Consider the following 17,511-nt stretch of genomic DNA (forward strand, 5'->3'; position numbering starts at 1 on the left):
ATGCTTACTCGGCCGCGGCCTAAGTCGCCAGAGGGCGAAGGAAGCGCTTTTCGATCAGCTTGAAATGGGCGGGCCAGGTCGGCGCTTGATAGGCCGGCGCGACGGGCCTGTGGCGCGTCGCCGTCTCCAGGGCGTTCAGCCAGCCGAGGCCGTCCAGAGGGTCGACCAGGGTGGCTTGGGGCACCAGTTCTCGGTGAGCGGCGATGTCGGATGCGATCAGGGGAACGCCCATGGCGCAGGCCTCCACGGCGGGCAGGTCGAACCCTTCGACGGAAGAGGGCGCCAGGACGGCGTGCGCCCCGCGCATCAGGTCGGTCAAGGCGGCGTCCGGCAGGTTTTCCACCTGATGCACGAGACCTTGGATATTGGGGCCGCGTTGAAGATGATCCAACACCGCTTCGTTTTCCCACCCGTAACGTCCCACCAGCACAAGGCTGGGGGTCTCGGCTCCCATCTTCTCCTGCAGTCGTCGCCACACAGTCAGGAGGAAGGCGAGATTCTTGCGCGCTTCGATCGTGCCGATGTGAATGAAATAGGGACGTCGTGACGTGGAAGCGACCCCGGCGTGAAAGACAGGCTCTAGTCCGAGATGGGCGACGTCGACGGAAGGCGCGGTAATTTGATCACGGTCGGCGAAGGCGAGGAGCTCGTCGGCCGTATACTGGGAATTGACCACGATATGCGACGCATGACGCAAGGCTGTTCGGACGCGCCGCTTGTGTTTGTCGCCGTCTCCGGGACGGCAGAACTCCGGATGGGTGATGGGGATCAGGTCATGCAGCATGACGATGCTTTGAATCCCCTGAGCGGTCAGGCTCGACAGGATGTCCGGCGTGTTCAGACTGGTGTGGCCGACGTTGAAATAGAGTTTGGCGGGAGGAGGAGCGTCGACGCGACGAGAGCGGAAATACTGCTTCCAGACTCGCGTTTTCTTGCCGGTTTTGGGCTGGTCGGGGTCGGGGGCCTCACCGATGACGGACTGGGCCGTGTGGTCGGTTTCCAAGGCCGCGAAAAGGCGTTTCTCATTTGCATTCAAAGTTCGGTCGTCGCGAACTCCGGTCCAGCGCGTGCGCAAATCGGTCAAGCATTCACGGAACCAGCGGTCATCGACCGCGGCGAGTTGGTCGTGTTTCGAACGCACGGGAACCATGCGGTAGACGGGATGGTTCACCAGCCATTCGGCATAGGCCAGACAGACACGATCCACGCCGGTCGGTGCGCTGCGCTCGGTGCGGCTGATCAGCCGGCTGGCGTCGAATAGGATGTCTTGCATGATCTAGGCGACGTAGCCGGCCTGCATCAGTTCGGCGATATGGATGATCGCGACAGGACGTCCGCTCTCGACCGCTAAAAGATTGGAAATCTTGTTGGTGCGCAGCAGATCGACGACGTCGCTCATGCGGGCGTCCAGATCCACTGTAATGGGCGAGCGGCTCATGATGTCAGCGGCCTGGATGGAGCTGATATCGTGTGAAAATGCGCGACGGATGTCCCCGTCCGTAATGACGCCCGCCAGACCGCCCTCGGCGTTCAGGACAGCGACGGCGCCCTTGCGGCCGGCGGTGATGGCTGAGACCACTGTGCTGAAATCGGCGTCCAGAGGCACGCTCGCAGGCGTTGCGGCGTTGTCGCCCATCCATTCCCGCACGGTCTGCAGACTCATCCCCAGTGCGCCACCCGGGTGATGCAGGCCGAAGTCCTCTCGCGTGAAGCCTCGTCGATCCATCAGGACCATGGCCAGGGCGTCGCCGATAGCCAGGGTCATCAGCGTCGAGGTGGTCGGGGCCAGGCCGTTGGGGCAGGCTTCCGCGACCTTGGGCATGGTCAGGCAGACGGCGGAGTTGCGGCCCAGGAAGCTCTGCGGCCTCTGAGTGACGCCGATCACCGGAATGTCGTTGCGCTGGCAATAGAGCAGGGGGTCCCGCAACTCGCGGCTTTCGCCCGAGTTGGAGATGGCCAGAAGGGTGGTGTCGGGACGCAGCATGCCCAGATCGCCGTGGCTCATCTCCGCAGGGTGGACGAAGAAGGAGTTGGTGCCGGTGGAGGCGAGGGTGGCGGCGATCTTGCCGCCGATGTGGCCCGACTTGCCCATGCCGGTCACGACGACATAGCCCGGCCGAGACAGGATGACGTCGCAGGCGCGAGCGATGGAACCGTCGATCGACCGTTCCAGGGCAGCCAAGGCCTCTATGTAGAGTTGCATGACGTCGCGAGCGCGACCGGTCATGGCGGCGATCTGTTCCGGCGAGGAATGGACGAGATCGGGCATGAAGTTTCGACTCCTGGGCCGCCGGACCGCTGGGGCGGTTCTTTGAGACGTTATGGCGAATTGCCCCATCTGACCGAGCCGCACAATGGGAGCCGCAGTGCAAACGTCGGCTGAAGGGACAACCTTAGCGGCCGTCGTGCGTTACCGAAGGTCTCGACAGCAGCAGATTGACGAGCTCGGACCCATGCAGACCGCATCCGGGGCGACGGCGCTGCGCCTGCCCAGGCCGCCCGCCCGATTGGACCGCCCCTCCCTGTTTCTCGACTTGGACGGAGTGCTGGCTCCTTTCGCGCCGAGCCCGGACGCCGTGGAACCGGATCCCCGTCGCACGAAGGTGCTGCGTCGATTGATCCGCCGCCTGGAAGGGCGCGTCGCCGTGGTCAGCGGGCGCACGCTCAGCGAAATCGACAGGATCAGCGACGGAGCGGCGATGGCCGCCTCGGGCGTGCATGGTCTGCAAAGGCGGCGCGGCGACGGCGGTCGTTTGGATCGGAAGCCTGATCCGGCGGTGCGCCGTGCGATGCGCGCCTTTTCCGACTTCGCTCGAACCCGGCCCGGCGTGATCGTTGAGGACAAGCACCTATCCGCGGGTCTTCATTTCCGTCAGGCGCCCCAGGTTTCGGCCGAGGCGCTTGCGCTCGCCGAGGCCTTGCAGCGGGAGACAGGTCTGGATCTGCAGCCCGGCGTCATGGTCCTGGAACTCAAGACGCCCGGAACGGACAAGGGAGCGGCCATAGTCGAATTCATGGCCGAGACGCCTTTCAGCGAGGGGACGCCGGTCATGGTGGGCGACGACCTGACCGACGAACATGGTTTCGAGGCGGCGGAGCGTCTGGGCGGTTTCGGCGTCCTGGTCGGACCCGAGCGTCCGACGGCGGCGCGCTATCGTCTGACGGACGTGGCCGAGGTTCTGGATTGGCTGGAGGGACTGGCGGAGGACATGGCATGACGCGCCCCAATCTCGATCTGGCCCCCATCGGAAACTGTTCCGTCAGCGCCCTGGTCGATCGGCGTGGTCGTTTCGTGTGGGCCTGCGCGCCGCGCGTCGACGGCGACCCGGTCTTCTCCGCCCTGATGGACGGCGACGAACCCGATCACGGCTTCTGGGCGGTGGAGCTCGAAGGCGTGCAGACGGTGGAGCAGGCCTATGTGCGCAATACGGCGGTCCTTCGTACGGTGATGACCGATGAAAACGGCGGGGCGATCGAGATCATCGACTTCGCGCCTCGCCATCTGAAGCATTCGCGCATCTATCGGCCGGTGGCCTTCGCCCGGGTTGTGCGGCCTCTGTCAGGCGCGCCGCGCGTCGTCATTCGCCTGCGCCCATCGGCCGACTGGGGCGCGCGCCGGGCGGAGATGACCTCGGGATCGAACCATATCCGCTATCTCTGCACCGATGTGACCTTGCGGTTGACCACCAACTGTCCTGTCTCACACGTGCTGGACGAGCGCGCTTTCCGGCTGGAGGGAGAACTGGCCTTCTTCCTGGGGCCGGATGAAGGCTATGACCAGTCGGTCACGGCGGGGGTGTCGGCCGCCCTGGACCTGACGATCCAGCACTGGAAGCTGTGGACGCGGACCCTCTATCTGCCTCTGGACTGGCAGGAGGCGGTGATCCGCGCGGCCATCACCCTGAAGCTGTGCGTCTTCGAGGAGACGGGCGCCGTGATCGCGGCCATGACGACCTCCGTGCCGGAATTTCCGGAAAGCGGGCGTAACTGGGACTATCGCTACTGCTGGATACGTGACGCCTATTACACGGTGCGTGCGCTGAACCGGCTGGGGGCGGCGGACATTCTGGAAAGCTATCTGGCCTATCTGCGCAATATCGTGGACGGGGCGCACGGCGGTCATGTTCAGCCGGTCTACGGCGTGGGCATGGAAGCCGCGATCGGAGAAAGCATCGTCGACAGCGTCGCGGGCTACCGGGGCATGAAGCCCGTGCGCATCGGCAACCAGGCGCACGAACATCTGCAGCATGACGTCTACGGCCAGATTGTTCTGCCCCTGGTCCAGGCCTTCTTCGACGAGCGTCTTTTGAGGCCCGGTTCGATCGAGGATTTCCGCGCTCTGGAGAAGGTCGGGGACCGCGCTTTCGCTCTGCACGACCAACCGGACGCGGGTCTGTGGGAGTTCCGCACCATAGCCCGGGTGCACACCTATTCTTCCGTCATGTGCTGGGCGGCCTGTGATCGGTTGGCCAAGGCGGCCCGGCATCTGGGCTTGGCGGATCGCGCCAGTCTGTGGGAGGAGCGCGCCAGGACGATCCGCGCCAGGATCGAGGCGGAGGCCTATCTGCCGGACGAAGGCCGCTTCGCCGCCAGCTTCGGCGGGCGGGAACTGGACGCTTCCCTGCTGCAGATGACCGATCTGGGCTTCCTCGACGCGCGCGATCCGCGCCAGGTGAAGACCTTTGAGGCGGTCGAGCGGGATCTGAAACGTGGCCCTTATCTGTTCCGATACGCCCATCCCGATGATTTCGGAGAGCCTGAGACGGCGTTCAACTTCTGCACCTTCTGGTTCATCGAGGCCCTGCACCTGAACGGCCGAACAGAGGAGGCGAGGGCGATCTTCGAGGAGATGCTGAGCCGTCGTACCCATGCCGGTCTGCTCAGCGAGGACATCGCGCTTCAGGACGGCGAACTGTGGGGCAACTACCCGCAGACCTATTCCCTGGTCGGGATCATCAACTGCGCCGTCCTGCTCAGCCGATCATGGACGGACGCGCGATGAGCCGGCTGATCGTGGTTTCGAACCGGGTCTCGGCGCCGCGCGATCCCGCGGCGGGCTCGGCCGGCGGTCTGGCCATGGCCCTGTCGGCGGCCTTGCGGAAATATGAGGGTCTGTGGTTCGGCTGGTCCGGGGAGACGGTCGAAAGCTTCACCGGCGAGCTGAAGATGGAGGACCGCGCCGGAGTCACGGTCGCCACCGTCGACCTGGAGCCGCAGGACGTCGACGAATATTACAACGGCTACGCCAACAAGACGCTGTGGCCCCTGTTTCACCATCGCGTGGATCTGAGCGCCTATGAGCGTTCCTTCGGCGAGGGCTACGAGCGGACCAACCGTCGCTTCGCCGAGGTGCTGCAGCCCCTGATCCGCCCCGACGACGTCATCTGGGTGCACGATTATCATATGATCCCCTTGGCGAGGGATCTGCGGCGGCTGGGGGTGAAGAACCGGATCGGCTTCTTCCTGCATACGCCCTGGCCGGCGCGGCAGCTTCTCGTGACCCTGCCGCATCACCGGCGCCTGGTGGAATCCATGTTCCACTTCGATCTTCTCGGTTTTCATACACAGGAATGGCTGGAGCTGTTTCAGCGCTACGTGGAGGTCGAGGCGCGAGGAAGCGTCCTGCCTGACGGAAGGATTCACGCTTTCGGGCGCAGCGTTCAGGGCGGGGTCTTTCCCATCGGCATAGACGTGGAGGGCTTCCTGGCGGCGCGGAACTCGGCCCTGGGCGTCAAGACCTATGACCGTATGGCGGCGTCGGCCGCCTTTCGGTCCATGATCGTGGGGGTGGACCGGCTGGACTATTCCAAGGGGCTGGAGCAGCGTTTGCTGGGATATGAGCAGTTCCTGCACGATAATCCGGAGGCGCGCGGCAAGGTCTTCCTGCTGCAGGTCACGCCGATTTCTCGCGACGAGGTGGATGTCTATCAGGACATTCGCGTGCGGCTGGAAACCCTGGCGGGACGGATCAACGGCGCCTTCGCCGACATGGACTGGCAGCCGATCCGCTATCTGAACCGCACCTATCGACGCGACCAACTGGCGGGTATCTATCGCGCGGCCCGCGTGGGGTTGGTGACGCCCCTGCGCGACGGCATGAATCTGGTGGCCAAGGAATATGTGGCGGCCCAGGATCCGGAAGATCCCGGCGTGCTGATCCTGTCGCGCTTCGCCGGGGCGGCGGAACAGATGGGCGAGGCCCTGCTGGTCAATCCCTTCAGTCGGGAAGAGCTGTCGGAAGCGATCAACAAGGCCCTGACCATGCCGCTGAAGGAGCGCATCCGAAAATGGAAGGCGCTCATGCAGGTGGTGCGCGACACCGATGTCGCGATCTGGCGGGACGACTTCGTCCACGCCCTGACGGAGGCGCCGAGGAAAGGGGGCTGAGCGTCCGCCGACACGCGTTCAGCCCCCTCGGATCGGCTTCAGCCGTTGTGGTGTTTCTGCGCCTTCGTCAGTTCGATCATGCCCTGGGCCGCGCCCATCTCGGGCACGATTTCTCCGGTGCGGTCGGAGACGAGGGCGAAGTGGGCGGCCACCTGCTCCGCGGCATCGGGACCGACGGCGAAGTCGCCCTGGGTCAGGGTGACGTAGGCGCGTTCGAAGCCGCCGGCGCCGGCGGCCAGGATGGCGCGGGTCGGGGCGTCCCGGCTGACCAGATGCAGCAGGCCGGGCGTGACCAGTTCCGGCCCCAGCGCCTCCAGCGGCAGGCCCTGAAGATCCTCGGTCATGCGGGTGTGGGCGGTCGGGGCCAGGCAGTTGACGCGGATGTCGTTCTTGGCGCCTTCGATCGACAGGGTCTGCATCAGGCCGACCAGGGCCATCTTGGCCGCGCCGTAGTTGGCCTGGCCGAAGTTGCCGAACAGGCCGGATGAAGAGGTGGTCATGACGATGCGGCCGTAGTTCTGCTCGCGCATGATGTCCCACACGGCCTTGGTGCAGTTCACGGCGCCCATCAGATGGACGTCCACCACCAGGCGGAAGTCGTCCAGGCTCATCTTGGCGAAGGACTTGTCGCGCAGGATGCCGGCGTTGTTCACCAGGATGTCGATCCGGCCCCATCGCGCCATGACGTCCGCGACCATGGCTTCGACGGCGTCGACGTCGGTGACGGATGCGGCGTTGGCCATGGCTTCTCCGCCCGCGGCGACGATTTCCGCAACCACGGCTTCGGCGGCCGAGGCGGAGCCGCCCGATCCGTCTCGGGCGCCGCCCAGGTCGTTGACGACCACCTTGGCGCCGCGTGCGGCCAGGGCCAGGGCGTGTTCTCGCCCCAAACCGCCGCCCGCGCCGGTCACGATCGCCACCTGTCCGTCAAATCTCAGAGCCATTTTGAAACCTCCGTCCTGTTTCGAAATGGTCCTAGCAGGCGTCAATGAGTGTAAAAACCGCAATTTATGTTGGAATGGCGCCACACATGCCACATTCAATAGGTTATAGGCGGAACTCGAACGATCCGACATCGTTCGGCCCCACGAGCGTCACGTGCTACATACGTCGACTTTCGGATTAACGGACTAAGTGAGGACACTATGAAGTTGAAACTTCTCGCCAGTGTCGCTGCAGCCGGGCTGTTCGCAGCCGGCGCCGCGTCGGCTGAGCCGGATGGTTGGTACGGCGCGATCGACGCGGGCTACCACATCATCGACGACATCAACACGGAATCGTCCACGACCGGCCATAACTGGAACTGGGAAGTGAACGACGGCTGGGCGGCTTTTGCTCGTCTGGGCTACCGGTTCAACCCGAACTGGCGTGTTGAACTGGAAGGCGGCTACCGCTCGGGCGACATCGGTCGCGTGCGCGCCTCGACGGGTCCGCAAGGCCTGTGCAACCTGACGCCGGCGACGGGTCCGTGCCACTCGCCGGAAGGCGACATCACCTCGACGACCCTGATGGCCAACGTCATCTATGACTTCGGCTCGCCGGAATGGACCTTCCGTCCGTTCGTCGGCCTGGGCGTGGGCGTGAACCGCGTCAACGTCGACACGGTCGGCCGCCTGCGTCAGACGCCGGGCGTGACCTTCACGGCCGACGACACCTCGACCAAGTTCGCCGCTCAGGCGATCGCGGGCGTGGCCTGGGCCGTTTCGGACCGCGCCAACATCGACCTGACCTACCGCTATCTGACCGGCGACGCCGCGTTCGACACCTCGGTGGCCGGCGCGGGTTCGATCCCGTTCGGCGAACTGTCGGGCGACTACGACCAGTCGCACACCGTGACCCTGGGCCTGCGCTATGCGTTCGGCGCCGAGCCGGCTGCTCCCCCGCCGCCGCCGCCCCCGCCGCCGCCCCCGCCGCCCCCGCCGCCGCCGCCCCCGCCGCCGCCTCCGCCGCCTCCGGCCAAGCCGGCCGCGCGTCAGTTCGTGGTCTACTTCGACTGGGATCGTTCGGACCTGACGGCCGAAGCCCGCTCGGTGGTGACGCAGGCCGCCAACTACGCCAAGTCGGGCGCGCCGACGCGCATCCTGGTCGTCGGTCACACCGACACCTCGGGTTCGCCGGCCTACAACCTGGGTCTGTCCAACCGTCGCTCGCGCACCGTGGCTGACGCCCTGGTCGCTCAAGGCGTCAACGGCGGCGTGATCTCGCTGGACGGCAAGGGCGAAACCGCTCCGGCCAAGGCTACCGGCGACGGCGTGCGTGAGCCGCTCAACCGCCGCGCCACCATCGACATCAACTTCTAAGATCCCAACCGGTCGGGCCAAACCCCGACCCAAGGAATCTAAGAAGGTCGAAATGAATGAAGCCCGCCGATTTGCACTAGTCGGCGGGCTTTATCTTTAGCCGGTCTATGTGATAGGTCGCGCCCTTCTTGGGTGTTGCTTTTTTGGAAGCAATCACGACACATTGGCGACATGCCTTGGGGGGCGTATTGGTTTGCGTCCATGCCAGCAGCGCGTCCGAAAGAAGATTCTGCATTGCTCGCTCCCTTCGACCCTGATCATCCCGAGACACTTCTCGGCGTAGCCGATGACTTACGTGGTCGACGTTTTCTGATCGTCACGGCTCCGTTCGGACGTTTCGGCGGTCTGCTGGCGCGCGCGCTCACGGAGCGAGGGGCCTTTGTCGCTCGCATGGTGTTCAACGCTGGCGATTCCGCTTCCTGCCGTCATGCAGAGCGTGTCGTCTTTAAAGATGAGCCTTGCGTGTGGCCTGAACGGGTCCGAGCCTTGGCGGCCGAGTTTACGGACCTTGTGCTGTTCGGCGAGGGCGGCGCCTATAATCAAGGGGTTCTGTCGCAAGGCGATAGGCTGACGGCGAGCGTCTGGGTACTTGAAAACGGATACTTCCGGCCCGACTGGATCACGATGGAGCGTGGGGGCGTGAACGCATCCAGCAGGCTTCCTCGTCGGGCAGAGGGCTATGGCGCCCCGAGTCCGGAGCTTCCCGTGACACGGCAGATCGGCAAGATATTGCCTTATCATATTGTGAATATCAGCCGGTATCATCTGCTGGCGTCTCTCGGGGCGCCCCTCTATCCGGCCTATAGATCGCCCTACAGCGCGGCGGCGTGGCGACAATTCCTGGGGCATGTTTGGCGCTATCTGGGGCTGCTCCTGCAATCGCGGCGGGGGCTCAACACCTCCGTCATCGCCGCTCGAGGGCCTTTCTTCATCGCCTGCCTGCAGCGTGAAGGGGACGCGCAACTGCTGCGCTACTCGCGTTTTGCGGACAATGCGGCCTTTCTCGCCGAAGTCATGGACAGCTTTGCCCGCTATGCGCCGGCTGATCGCCGTCTCGTGGTCAAGAACCATCCCCTTGATCCGGGCTTGGTCAATCTGAGAGCGATCACGGCGCGTCTTGCGAGCGAGCGGGGTCTGTCGAGCCGCGTGGACTTCATCGACGGCGGCAATCTGGCTCAGCTTTGCCGAGCTTCGTTAGGCATGGTCGTCAATAATTCCAGCGCCGCGCTCTCTGCGCTCGGCTTCCATACGCCGGTCAAGGTGATGGGTCAGGCCTTCTTTGATTTCGAAGGCCTGACGGATCAGCAGACGCTCGCCGGTTTCTGGAAGAAGCCCGTCGCAGCGGATCCCGAGTTGTTCACTCGCTTCAGGGCCCATGTCATCGACAGAACCCAGATCAACGGCAACTACCACGAACCGCGCGCCATGAAATGGACCGCGCAAGCCGTCGCTCAGGCCTTCACGGCCTCGCGCGCCGGGGACTGATTCCGGTAATCCACAGGGGTGTGGCGCCGTTGTCACCTTGGCCCCTTGTCATATCACTGTCACACGACTGTCGTCCGACCTTCCCACAGGGGGCTTAAGGCGCGGGCATCGCGATAGGCGCGTCAGCCTGACGCATAGCCCACGCCATATTCATCACTGGGGATACAGACCGATGACCAACCGCAAGCAGCTGTTCTGGGCGACGACCGCCCTCATGAGCGGCGTCCTCATGGCCGGCGCCGCCTCGGCCCAGTCGACCGCGTCGCAAGCTGTCGAAGAACGCGCCACCCAGGTCGGCGACGTCGTCGTGACTGGCGCACGCGGGCCTCGCGCCATCGAGGGCGTGGTCGCGGAAAACAACCCCAAGTCGCGTGCTACGATCACGGATCGGTATATCGGCACCCAGGCTGCCGGTCAGACGATTTTGAACTCCATCAACCTGCTGCCGGGTGTCAACTTCACCAATAACGACGCCTTCGGCGGCGCGGGCGGTGATTTGACGATCCGCGGTTTTGACGCTGCACGTGTTTCGTTGACGCAAGACGGCATTCCGCTGAACGATACCGGCAACTACGCCATCTACTCCAACCAGCAACTGGATCCGGAACTGATCCAGCGCGCTGCTGTGAACCTGGGTACGACGGATGTCGACAGCCCGACGGCTTCGGCCACTGGCGGCACCGTGAACTACATCACTCGTCGCCCCGCCAAGGATTTCGGTTTCATTCTGCAACCGTCGCTGGGTGAGTACGGCTACAAGCGTATCTTCGCCCTGCTGGATACCGGCGAGATCGGCCCGTGGGGCACGACGGCTTGGTTCTCGGCCTCCAAGACGACGTATGACCACTTCGTGGGCGCTGGCGGCGTCGATAAGATGCAACTGAACGGCCGTATCTATCAGCCGCTTGGCGATAACGGCGACTTCATCTCGGTGACGGCTCACTACAATGAGAACCGCAACGAGTTCATGCCGCGTGTCACCCTGGCTCAGTTCAAGGCCGGCAACGCCTATGATCGCGACGACTACAACACGGTGCGTTCGCAGGCTACGGCGATCAACCCGTCCAACACCGGCAACATTCGCGGTCAGTCGCGTTTCACTCTCTCGGACAGCCTGCGCCTGACGATCGACCCTTCGTTCCAGTACACGCTGGCGCACGGCGGCGGTACGCAGACGATGAGCGAGACCGACCCGCAACTGCGCGGTAATTCGACCGCCGCTGGCGTGGATCTGAACGGCGACGGCGTGATCAACGGTGCAACCCGCGTGACTCTGTTCCGTCCGAACATCACCAACACGCACCGCTACGCCGTCACCAGCTCGCTGATCTGGGACGCTGCCGAAGATCATCAGTTCCGTCTGGCCTACACCTTCGACTGGGGTCGTCACCGCCAGACGGGTCAGTTCGGCTATCTCGACGCCAACGGCTTCCCGGAAGATCCGTTCGCGGGTCGCAACGGTCGTCCGGTCAAGCTGCCCGACGGCACGATCTTGCAACGCCGTAACCGCCTGTCCTACGCCATGCTCAATCAGATCGCGGCGGAGTATCGGGGTTCGTTCTTCAACGACGCTGTGGATGTGACGCTGGGCGCTCGTGCTCCCTTCTTCGATCGTGAGCTGAACAACTACTGCTATCAGCGCGACACCTTCAACGCCTACTGCACCACGCAGGTCGGCACGCCGGTGGCGGGCACTGATCTAGTGACCTTCCCCGTTTCCTCGATGAACGGCAGCGCCTCCAATCAATACGGCAAGCCCCGTTCGTTCGATAAACAGTATGACGCTTTCCTGCCGAACGCGGGCGTGACCTGGAAGTTCGCTCCGAACCAATCCCTCTACGCTTCCTATGCTGAAGGCTTCTCGGCGCCGCGTACCGACGATCTCTACGACGTTGTGGATGTGAACCCGGAGCCGGAAACCACCAACTCCTACGACCTGGGTTACCGCTACCAGTCGGGCACGATTATCGCTTCGATCGCCGCCTGGAAGACGGACTACGCCAACCGTATCGTTCGTACGTTCGACGAAGCTGCGGGCATCTTCCTGACCCGCAACGTCGGCGATGTGACGCTGCAGGGGATCGACGGCCAGATCGGTTGGTCGCCGATGGACAAGTTGTCGCTGACGGCGTCCTTCACCTATACGGACAGTGAAGTGAAGAACGACCTGCCGAACGGCAAGGACACCAGCGGCAAGCCTATCTTCATTCCCACTGCAGGCAACCAACTGGTCGAAACGCCGGACTGGCAGTTCGGTGGTCGCGTGGCCTATTCGATCGGCAAGTTCGACCTGGGCTTGCAAGGCAAGTACGTTGGTGAGCGTTTCTCGAACGACATCAATACCGAAGTCGCTCCGGATTACCTGACCTTCGACCTGGATGTCCGTTACAACCTCGCTTCGGTGGGGGCTGGCGGCTCCTATATCCAGTTGAACGTCATCAACCTCTTCAACGAGGAATATCTGGGCGATATCACGACCTCGACCACGGGTTCGGCTCAGTATCAACTGGGCGCTCCGCGCACCGCCATGGTCACTCTGCGCGCTTCTTTCTAAGAAGCTGCAGATTCAAGACAGGAAAGGGCGGTCCGGAAACGGGCCGCCTTTTTCTTTGTCTCGGGTGCGTCTACGGCGCCTCGTCCTGTCTGAGAGGCCAGGCTGCGGCCCATCGCCCCGCAAACATTGAACCCCACGCCGTCTCGGCCTATCTGGCGCGGTCTGCCTTTCTCCCGTTCGGATCGACTTCGCCCATGACCCAACCCATCCCCGCCGAATGGTCGCCGCATCGGGCCATGTGGGTCGGCTGGCCCAGCCACGAAGAGCTGTGGGGCGAGTATTTCGCCCAGGCCCAGGACGAGGTCGAGGCTCTGGTGCGGGCTCTGGCCGGTCCGGGTCGCGAACAGGTCAGGCTGATGATCGGCAACGAGGAGGCCCTGCCCGGCGTCCGCGCGCGGTTGGACGGCGTGGCTGGAATCGAGATCGTGGCCGCGCGGTTCGGCGACATCTGGCTGCGGGATACGGGTCCGATCTTCAGCGCCGGATCGGCCGTCGCCAACGCCTTCGGCTTCAACGGCTGGGGCGGCAAATATGTCTACAAGCATGACGATGAGGTCGCCGACTGGATCGCCGACTTCTCGGGCGTGCCGGCGACGCGCCATGACTTCATCCTGGAAGGCGGAGCCCTGGATCATGACGGGGAGGGCACGGTGCTGACGACGCGCCAGTGCCTGCTGAACCGTAACCGCAACGCGAACTGGACCCAGGCGGACGCGGAGGCGGCCCTGGCCGAGGCGGTCGGCGCCAAGGTCGTGGTCTGGCTGGGCGACGGCCTGCTGAACGATCATACGGACGGTCACGTCGACAATCTGGCGCGCTTCGTCGCGCCAGGCGTCGTGGCCTGCCCCATCGCCTTCGGCCCCAAGGATCCGAACGCGGAGGTCTATGACGAGACGGCGCGTCTTCTGTCGGAAACGACCGACGCCATGGGCCGCAAGCTCAAGGTGTTGCGTATCCCCTCGCCGGGCCTGGTGCTGGACGCTGACGAACGGCCGATCCCGGCCAGCCATATGAACTTCCTGGTCGCCGACGGCGCCATCGTGGTGCCGACCTATGGAAACGACATGGCCGGCCGCCTGGCGGGCGAGGCCCTGGCTACGGTCTTCCCGGATCGGGAGATCGTCCTGTCGCCGTCCAACGCCGTCCTGACCGGCGGCGGATCCTTCCACTGCATCAGCCAGCAGGAGCCGGAATGAGTGGCGAGGAGCGAGTGGCGAGTGGCGAGGTACGCCATTACCGCGACCTGCTTGTCTGGCAGAAGGCGATGGCCTGGGTCGAAAGCGCCTACGGCTTGAGTCGAAACTGGCCGGTCGAGGAGCGTTTCGGTTTGACCAGTCAACTGCGTCGCGCCGCCGTTTCCGTACCTTCCAATATCGCCGAGGGATGCGCCCGCCGCGCTACAGGTGATTTCATACGCTTCCTCGGCATCGCGCGCGGTTCATTGGCGGAAGCCGAGACGCAACTGATCCTGGCGGAGCGCCTGTCCTATCTGTCGGCGTCGGACGTCGGATCGTTGCTGGACGCCGCTGATGAGATCAGCCGAATGCTCGCATCCCTTATTGGTAAGCTGGAGGACCGCCGCAAATGACCTCTCTCGCCACTCGCTACTCGTCACTCGCCACTCCGAGGACCATCAGCGTCGCCGCCATCCAGACCGCCTATGGTCAGGACATGCAGGCCAATATCGACAAGACCGTCGCCCTGGTGCGCGAAGCGGCGGCCAGGGGCGCCCAGGTCATCCTGCCTTCCGAACTGTTCCAGGGGCCCTATTTCTGCGTGACGCAGGAGGAGCACTGGTTCACTTCGGCCTACCCGTGGCGCGAACATCCGGCCGTGGTGCGGATGCAGGCCGTGGCGAAGGAACTGGGCGTCGCCATTCCAGTCTCCATCTATGAGAAAGAGGGGCCGCACTACTTCAACTCCATGGTCATGGTGGACGCGGACGGCGAGGCCCTGGGCGTCTATCGCAAGAGCCATATCCCCGACGGTCCCGGCTATCAGGAGAAGTACTACTTCCGGCCGGGCGACACAGGCTTCAAGGTCTGGAACACCCGTTTCGGCTGCATCGGCGTCGGCATCTGCTGGGATCAGTGGTACCCGGAGGCGGCGCGCGCCATGGCCCTGCAAGGGGCGGACGTGCTGATGTATCCGACCGCTATCGGCACGGAACCCCAGGATGCGGACCTGGACACGGCCCTGCCCTGGCGGCGCGCCATGCAGGGACACGCCGTGTCGAACGCCATGCCTGTCATCGCCTCGAACCGCATCGGCCACGAGACCCTGACCGAGACCGGCCAGACCTTCTACGGCCACTCCTTCATCGCCGACCATCGCGGCGACCTGGTCGAGAGTCTGACGGAGGAGGAGGGCGTCCTGGTCCATACCTTCGACCTGGACTTCCTGGATCAGTACCGCGCGGCCTGGGGCTTCTTCCGCGATCGGCGCCCCGAACTGTACGGCGCCCTGGCGACAGGCCGTCCGGCCTAACGATTGAGGTTCCGGGCCACGACATTGCCGGTGGCGCCGTCGCCGTCGTCCAGGCTGCTGCCGAAAGGATAGCCACGGTCGGCGCCGCAATAGCTGCGCCGGCCTTCGCGCGCGCCGACCACGACCAGGCGGGGCCGCAGACGCGCGGCGCCGGTGAAGAGGTTGTCGGTGATCCGATTGTCGGACGGCGTCTGGTGGCGGATCACGCCGCGCTCCCCGCAGTTGCGATACAGGAAGACGCCGCCGCGTCCGCTCAGTTCGATCCGGTTGCCCGTGATGAGATTGCGGGCCGAGCCGTCGACGGCCACGGCTTCACGCGTCGTCCGGACGGCGATCCGATTGTTCTCGATCCGGTTGTCGGCGCTTTCGGCGTCCAGATAGACGGCGGTCGAGGCGCTGCGGCCTGTCAGGGTCGAGCGGGTCAGGCTGAGCTGCGTCACCCCAGGCCCGACATAGAGGGGAATGGACCCCGTGCCCTCGATCGTCACCTGGTCGAGCGCCACCTGGCGAGGCGCGGCGTCCTGGGCTGTCTGGATATGTCGGGCGGTGCGCGAAGAGGCGCGCAGGTCGTCGTAGCTTCCGTCGGCGCCCATGCCCCAGACGCGCACGGCGCCGTGGATATGGCAGTTCGCGATGCGGATGTCGGTCGGCCGGCTCCAGACGTCGGCGGCGATGCGGCGGGACCAGACGGCGACCGTGGGCGAGCGGGTCGTGGTCGGGACGCCGGGCCTACCCAGCCGACCTCCGCCGCAGTCCAGGCCGGCGCCGGAGGCTTCAGCCCCCTCGATCAGGACAGGGCGACTTACGGACTGATCCTGGGTCAGGGTCGCTCGGCACCTCAGCCGGAAAGGCGTGGTCGCATCCGCCGTCAGGTCGCGTACTTCTTCAGCGGAGCAGGGGCGGGCGGCGGGCAGGGACCAGGCCTCGGGCGCGGCGGCCGACAGCAGCGCCGCCAGCAGGCCGAAGCTCACGGCAGGGGCGTGGCCAGGGCCAGGCGTTCGGACGCGCAGCCCGGGCTGGTCAGGCCGGTCGCCCGCACGGCGGCCAGTTCGAGCCGGGCCGCGGCCAGGTCGTCGGCGAAGCCGGGCGTACCGACGGCGGCGGCGAACACGGACTTGCCCAGGGTTTCGCCGGTCGCGACGTCGCTGGGATAGTGCATGCCGCAGACGAGGCGGCTGAGGCCCATCTCATGGGCGATGCGCCGGACTTCGGAAGCGCGTTCGGGTTCCAGGGCGGCGAAGGCCTCGCCGTAGACGGCCGCCACGGTCGAGCTGCCGGACGGATAGGAGGCGCTCTTGCGGCCTGCTTCGCTGACGGTCTGGCAGGGGCGGCGGCTCGGATCGTCGCCGACGGGGCGGGGACGGAAGGCGCGCGCCTTGACCAGTTCGGCGGCCGCGTCCGAGTCGTCGAACAGGCGTTGCATCAGACGGTTCAGATTAGGGGTCTCGGTCGAGCCCAGCCGCAGGCCCAGGGCGCAGTCGAAGTGCTGTAGCGCCAACGGCGGACGCAACTCGGCATGGGCGGTGGCCAGCAGCCAGCGGTCGCTGTCCTCCAGGGCGCGGAAACGATCGGATCGCGCCTTGTCGGCTTGGTCTGTCGGAGAGCCGACGGGAGGAGGGGCGGGAACGGCGTCGGCGAGGGAGCGGATCGCCGCCGCCGACAGATAGCCCTTGAGCTCGACCGCATGGGCGGTCTCGGGGCGCAGAGCGGCGGGGGTGCCGGCGGCGCAGGCCGACAGCAGGACGGTCAGGCCGAACAGGCCGCAGGCGGCGGCTTCCCGCCCGCCGCACTTCACGCTCCGGCGCTCCAGCTCAGTTGGACGGAGGTCAGACCGCCTTCGCCGGGCGCGGCGACGACTTCCAGCATGGGGCCGTCGGCCTTACGCGAGGCGGCGCTGTAGGCCCGGGCGGCGCCCTGGTTCATGGAGTTGACGGGGGCCAGGCCCGCGGCCTCGGCCCGTTCGCGATAGAAGGCGACGACGGCGTCGGGGGCGGCTTCGGTCGTGAAGGTGATCATGCCGCCGGCGCCGGCAGGACCCGTGGCCTGGGCGGCGGGGCCGTCGATCTGGGCGCCGGGATAGAGGGCGGCGAAGATCGGGGCGTCGTCGGAGGCGGGTTGAGCGTCGCCGCTCGGCGCGGCGGCGGCGACCGCCGCGGCCGCGGCCATGGGCGTCTCGGTCGATGCCGGCGGCGACGCGGCGTCCGCGACGAGATCAGCGTCCGGCGCCGCCTCGCTTCGTCCGTCACAGGCGCCGAGACCCAGGGCGAGGGCCACGGCGACGGTCGCCACGCTACGCTT

The 17,511-nt window shown here is 65.4% G+C and carries 15 protein-coding genes; 9 read left to right on the forward strand and 6 right to left on the reverse strand.

Annotation, left to right across the window (positions count from 1 at the left end):
• Positions 1-19 precede the first annotated feature (19 nt).
• Positions 20-1,171: a glycosyltransferase family 4 protein gene (locus ABIE19_RS00820; protein WP_354087212.1), complete on the reverse strand. Its 1,152-nt coding sequence runs from the start codon at positions 1,169-1,171 to the stop codon at positions 20-22.
• 105 nt (positions 1,172-1,276) lie between these two features.
• Positions 1,277-2,269 carry a KpsF/GutQ family sugar-phosphate isomerase gene (locus tag ABIE19_RS00825; protein ID WP_354087213.1) on the reverse strand — a complete coding sequence of 331 codons (993 nt, stop codon included), beginning with the start codon at positions 2,267-2,269 and terminating at the stop codon, positions 1,277-1,279.
• Between the two features lie 184 nt (positions 2,270-2,453).
• On the opposite strand from ABIE19_RS00825, the gene otsB reads away from it, so the two are divergent.
• Genes otsB through ABIE19_RS00840 form a run of 3 tightly spaced genes read left to right on the forward strand, consistent with a single transcriptional unit; the run spans position 2,454 to position 6,387 of the window.
• Positions 2,454-3,218: a trehalose-phosphatase gene (otsB, locus tag ABIE19_RS00830; protein ID WP_354087214.1), complete on the forward strand. Its 765-nt coding sequence runs from the start codon at positions 2,454-2,456 to the stop codon at positions 3,216-3,218.
• Positions 3,215-5,002 carry a glycoside hydrolase family 15 protein gene (locus tag ABIE19_RS00835; protein ID WP_354087215.1) on the forward strand — a complete coding sequence of 596 codons (1,788 nt, stop codon included), beginning with the start codon at positions 3,215-3,217 and terminating at the stop codon, positions 5,000-5,002. The genes otsB and ABIE19_RS00835 overlap by 4 nt, the downstream gene beginning before the upstream one ends.
• Positions 4,999-6,387 carry an alpha,alpha-trehalose-phosphate synthase (UDP-forming) gene (locus ABIE19_RS00840; RefSeq protein ID WP_354087216.1) on the forward strand — a complete coding sequence of 463 codons (1,389 nt, stop codon included), beginning with the start codon at positions 4,999-5,001 and terminating at the stop codon, positions 6,385-6,387. Before ABIE19_RS00835 ends, ABIE19_RS00840 begins: the two co-directional genes overlap by 4 nt.
• A 38-nt stretch (positions 6,388-6,425) precedes the next feature.
• On the opposite strand, the gene ABIE19_RS00845 is transcribed toward ABIE19_RS00840, so the two are convergent.
• The gene (locus tag ABIE19_RS00845; RefSeq protein ID WP_354087217.1) at positions 6,426-7,331 is read right to left on the reverse strand and encodes an SDR family NAD(P)-dependent oxidoreductase; all 906 of its coding nucleotides are present in this window, start codon (positions 7,329-7,331) and stop codon (positions 6,426-6,428) included.
• A 201-nt stretch (positions 7,332-7,532) separates the two neighbouring features.
• On the opposite strand from ABIE19_RS00845, the gene ABIE19_RS00850 reads away from it, so the two are divergent.
• The 6 genes from ABIE19_RS00850 to aguB all read left to right on the forward strand — a co-directional run bounded on the left by ABIE19_RS00850 (position 7,533) and on the right by aguB (position 15,213).
• Positions 7,533-8,687 carry an outer membrane beta-barrel protein gene (locus ABIE19_RS00850; protein WP_354087218.1) on the forward strand — a complete coding sequence of 385 codons (1,155 nt, stop codon included), beginning with the start codon at positions 7,533-7,535 and terminating at the stop codon, positions 8,685-8,687.
• Between the two features lie 234 nt (positions 8,688-8,921).
• On the forward strand, positions 8,922-10,172 hold the full coding sequence (locus ABIE19_RS00855) for a capsular polysaccharide export protein, LipB/KpsS family (protein WP_354087219.1): 1,251 nt from the start codon (positions 8,922-8,924) through the stop codon (positions 10,170-10,172).
• Positions 10,173-10,344: 172 nt separating this feature from the next.
• On the forward strand, positions 10,345-12,726 hold the full coding sequence (locus ABIE19_RS00860) for a TonB-dependent receptor domain-containing protein (RefSeq protein ID WP_354087220.1): 2,382 nt from the start codon (positions 10,345-10,347) through the stop codon (positions 12,724-12,726).
• A gap of 194 nt (positions 12,727-12,920) precedes the next feature.
• Complete coding sequence (locus ABIE19_RS00865; protein WP_354087221.1) at positions 12,921-13,922, forward strand: agmatine deiminase family protein; 1,002 nt, start codon at positions 12,921-12,923, stop codon at positions 13,920-13,922.
• Positions 13,919-14,314 (forward strand): four helix bundle protein, encoded by a 396-nt coding sequence (locus tag ABIE19_RS00870; RefSeq protein ID WP_354087222.1) that lies wholly within the window; start codon positions 13,919-13,921, stop codon positions 14,312-14,314. Before ABIE19_RS00865 ends, ABIE19_RS00870 begins: the two co-directional genes overlap by 4 nt.
• On the forward strand, positions 14,311-15,213 hold the full coding sequence (aguB, locus tag ABIE19_RS00875) for an N-carbamoylputrescine amidase (RefSeq protein WP_354087223.1): 903 nt from the start codon (positions 14,311-14,313) through the stop codon (positions 15,211-15,213). Before ABIE19_RS00870 ends, aguB begins: the two co-directional genes overlap by 4 nt.
• On the opposite strand, the gene ABIE19_RS00880 is transcribed toward aguB, so the two are convergent.
• From ABIE19_RS00880 to ABIE19_RS00890, 3 genes are read right to left on the reverse strand one after another with little or no spacing between them, the layout of a single operon-like run.
• On the reverse strand, positions 15,210-16,184 hold the full coding sequence (locus ABIE19_RS00880) for a NosD domain-containing protein (protein WP_354087224.1): 975 nt from the start codon (positions 16,182-16,184) through the stop codon (positions 15,210-15,212). The two genes, aguB and ABIE19_RS00880, sit on opposite strands and share 4 nt — an antisense overlap.
• On the reverse strand, positions 16,181-17,008 hold the full coding sequence (locus tag ABIE19_RS00885) for a phosphatase PAP2 family protein (RefSeq protein WP_354087225.1): 828 nt from the start codon (positions 17,006-17,008) through the stop codon (positions 16,181-16,183). The genes ABIE19_RS00880 and ABIE19_RS00885 overlap by 4 nt, the downstream gene beginning before the upstream one ends.
• Complete coding sequence (locus ABIE19_RS00890) at positions 17,005-17,502, reverse strand: hypothetical protein (RefSeq protein ID WP_354087226.1); 498 nt, start codon at positions 17,500-17,502, stop codon at positions 17,005-17,007. Before ABIE19_RS00890 ends, ABIE19_RS00885 begins: the two co-directional genes overlap by 4 nt.
• Positions 17,503-17,511: the final 9 nt, after the last annotated feature.

This window comes from Brevundimonas faecalis (genome assembly GCF_040549405.1).
In the GTDB taxonomy this organism is placed as follows: Bacteria; Pseudomonadota; Alphaproteobacteria; order Caulobacterales; family Caulobacteraceae; genus Brevundimonas; species Brevundimonas faecalis.

What these genes read in the sequence shown, in the direction of transcription:
- ABIE19_RS00865 (WP_354087221.1), top strand. Translation starts at nt 12,921, where the DNA reads ATGACCCAACCCATCCCCGCCGAATGGTCGCCGCATCGGGCCATGTGG.
- aguB (WP_354087223.1), top strand. Translation starts at nt 14,311, where the DNA reads ATGACCTCTCTCGCCACTCGCTACTCGTCACTCGCCACTCCGAGGACC.
- ABIE19_RS00835 (WP_354087215.1), top strand. Translation starts at nt 3,215, where the DNA reads ATGACGCGCCCCAATCTCGATCTGGCCCCCATCGGAAACTGTTCCGTC.
- ABIE19_RS00870 (WP_354087222.1), top strand. Translation starts at nt 13,919, where the DNA reads ATGAGTGGCGAGGAGCGAGTGGCGAGTGGCGAGGTACGCCATTACCGC.
- ABIE19_RS00850 (WP_354087218.1), top strand. Translation starts at nt 7,533, where the DNA reads ATGAAGTTGAAACTTCTCGCCAGTGTCGCTGCAGCCGGGCTGTTCGCA.
- ABIE19_RS00845 (WP_354087217.1), bottom strand. Translation starts at nt 7,331, where the DNA reads ATGGCTCTGAGATTTGACGGACAGGTGGCGATCGTGACCGGCGCGGGC.
- ABIE19_RS00860 (WP_354087220.1), top strand. Translation starts at nt 10,345, where the DNA reads ATGACCAACCGCAAGCAGCTGTTCTGGGCGACGACCGCCCTCATGAGC.
- ABIE19_RS00840 (WP_354087216.1), top strand. Translation starts at nt 4,999, where the DNA reads ATGAGCCGGCTGATCGTGGTTTCGAACCGGGTCTCGGCGCCGCGCGAT.
- otsB (WP_354087214.1), top strand. Translation starts at nt 2,454, where the DNA reads ATGCAGACCGCATCCGGGGCGACGGCGCTGCGCCTGCCCAGGCCGCCC.
- ABIE19_RS00825 (WP_354087213.1), bottom strand. Translation starts at nt 2,269, where the DNA reads ATGCCCGATCTCGTCCATTCCTCGCCGGAACAGATCGCCGCCATGACC.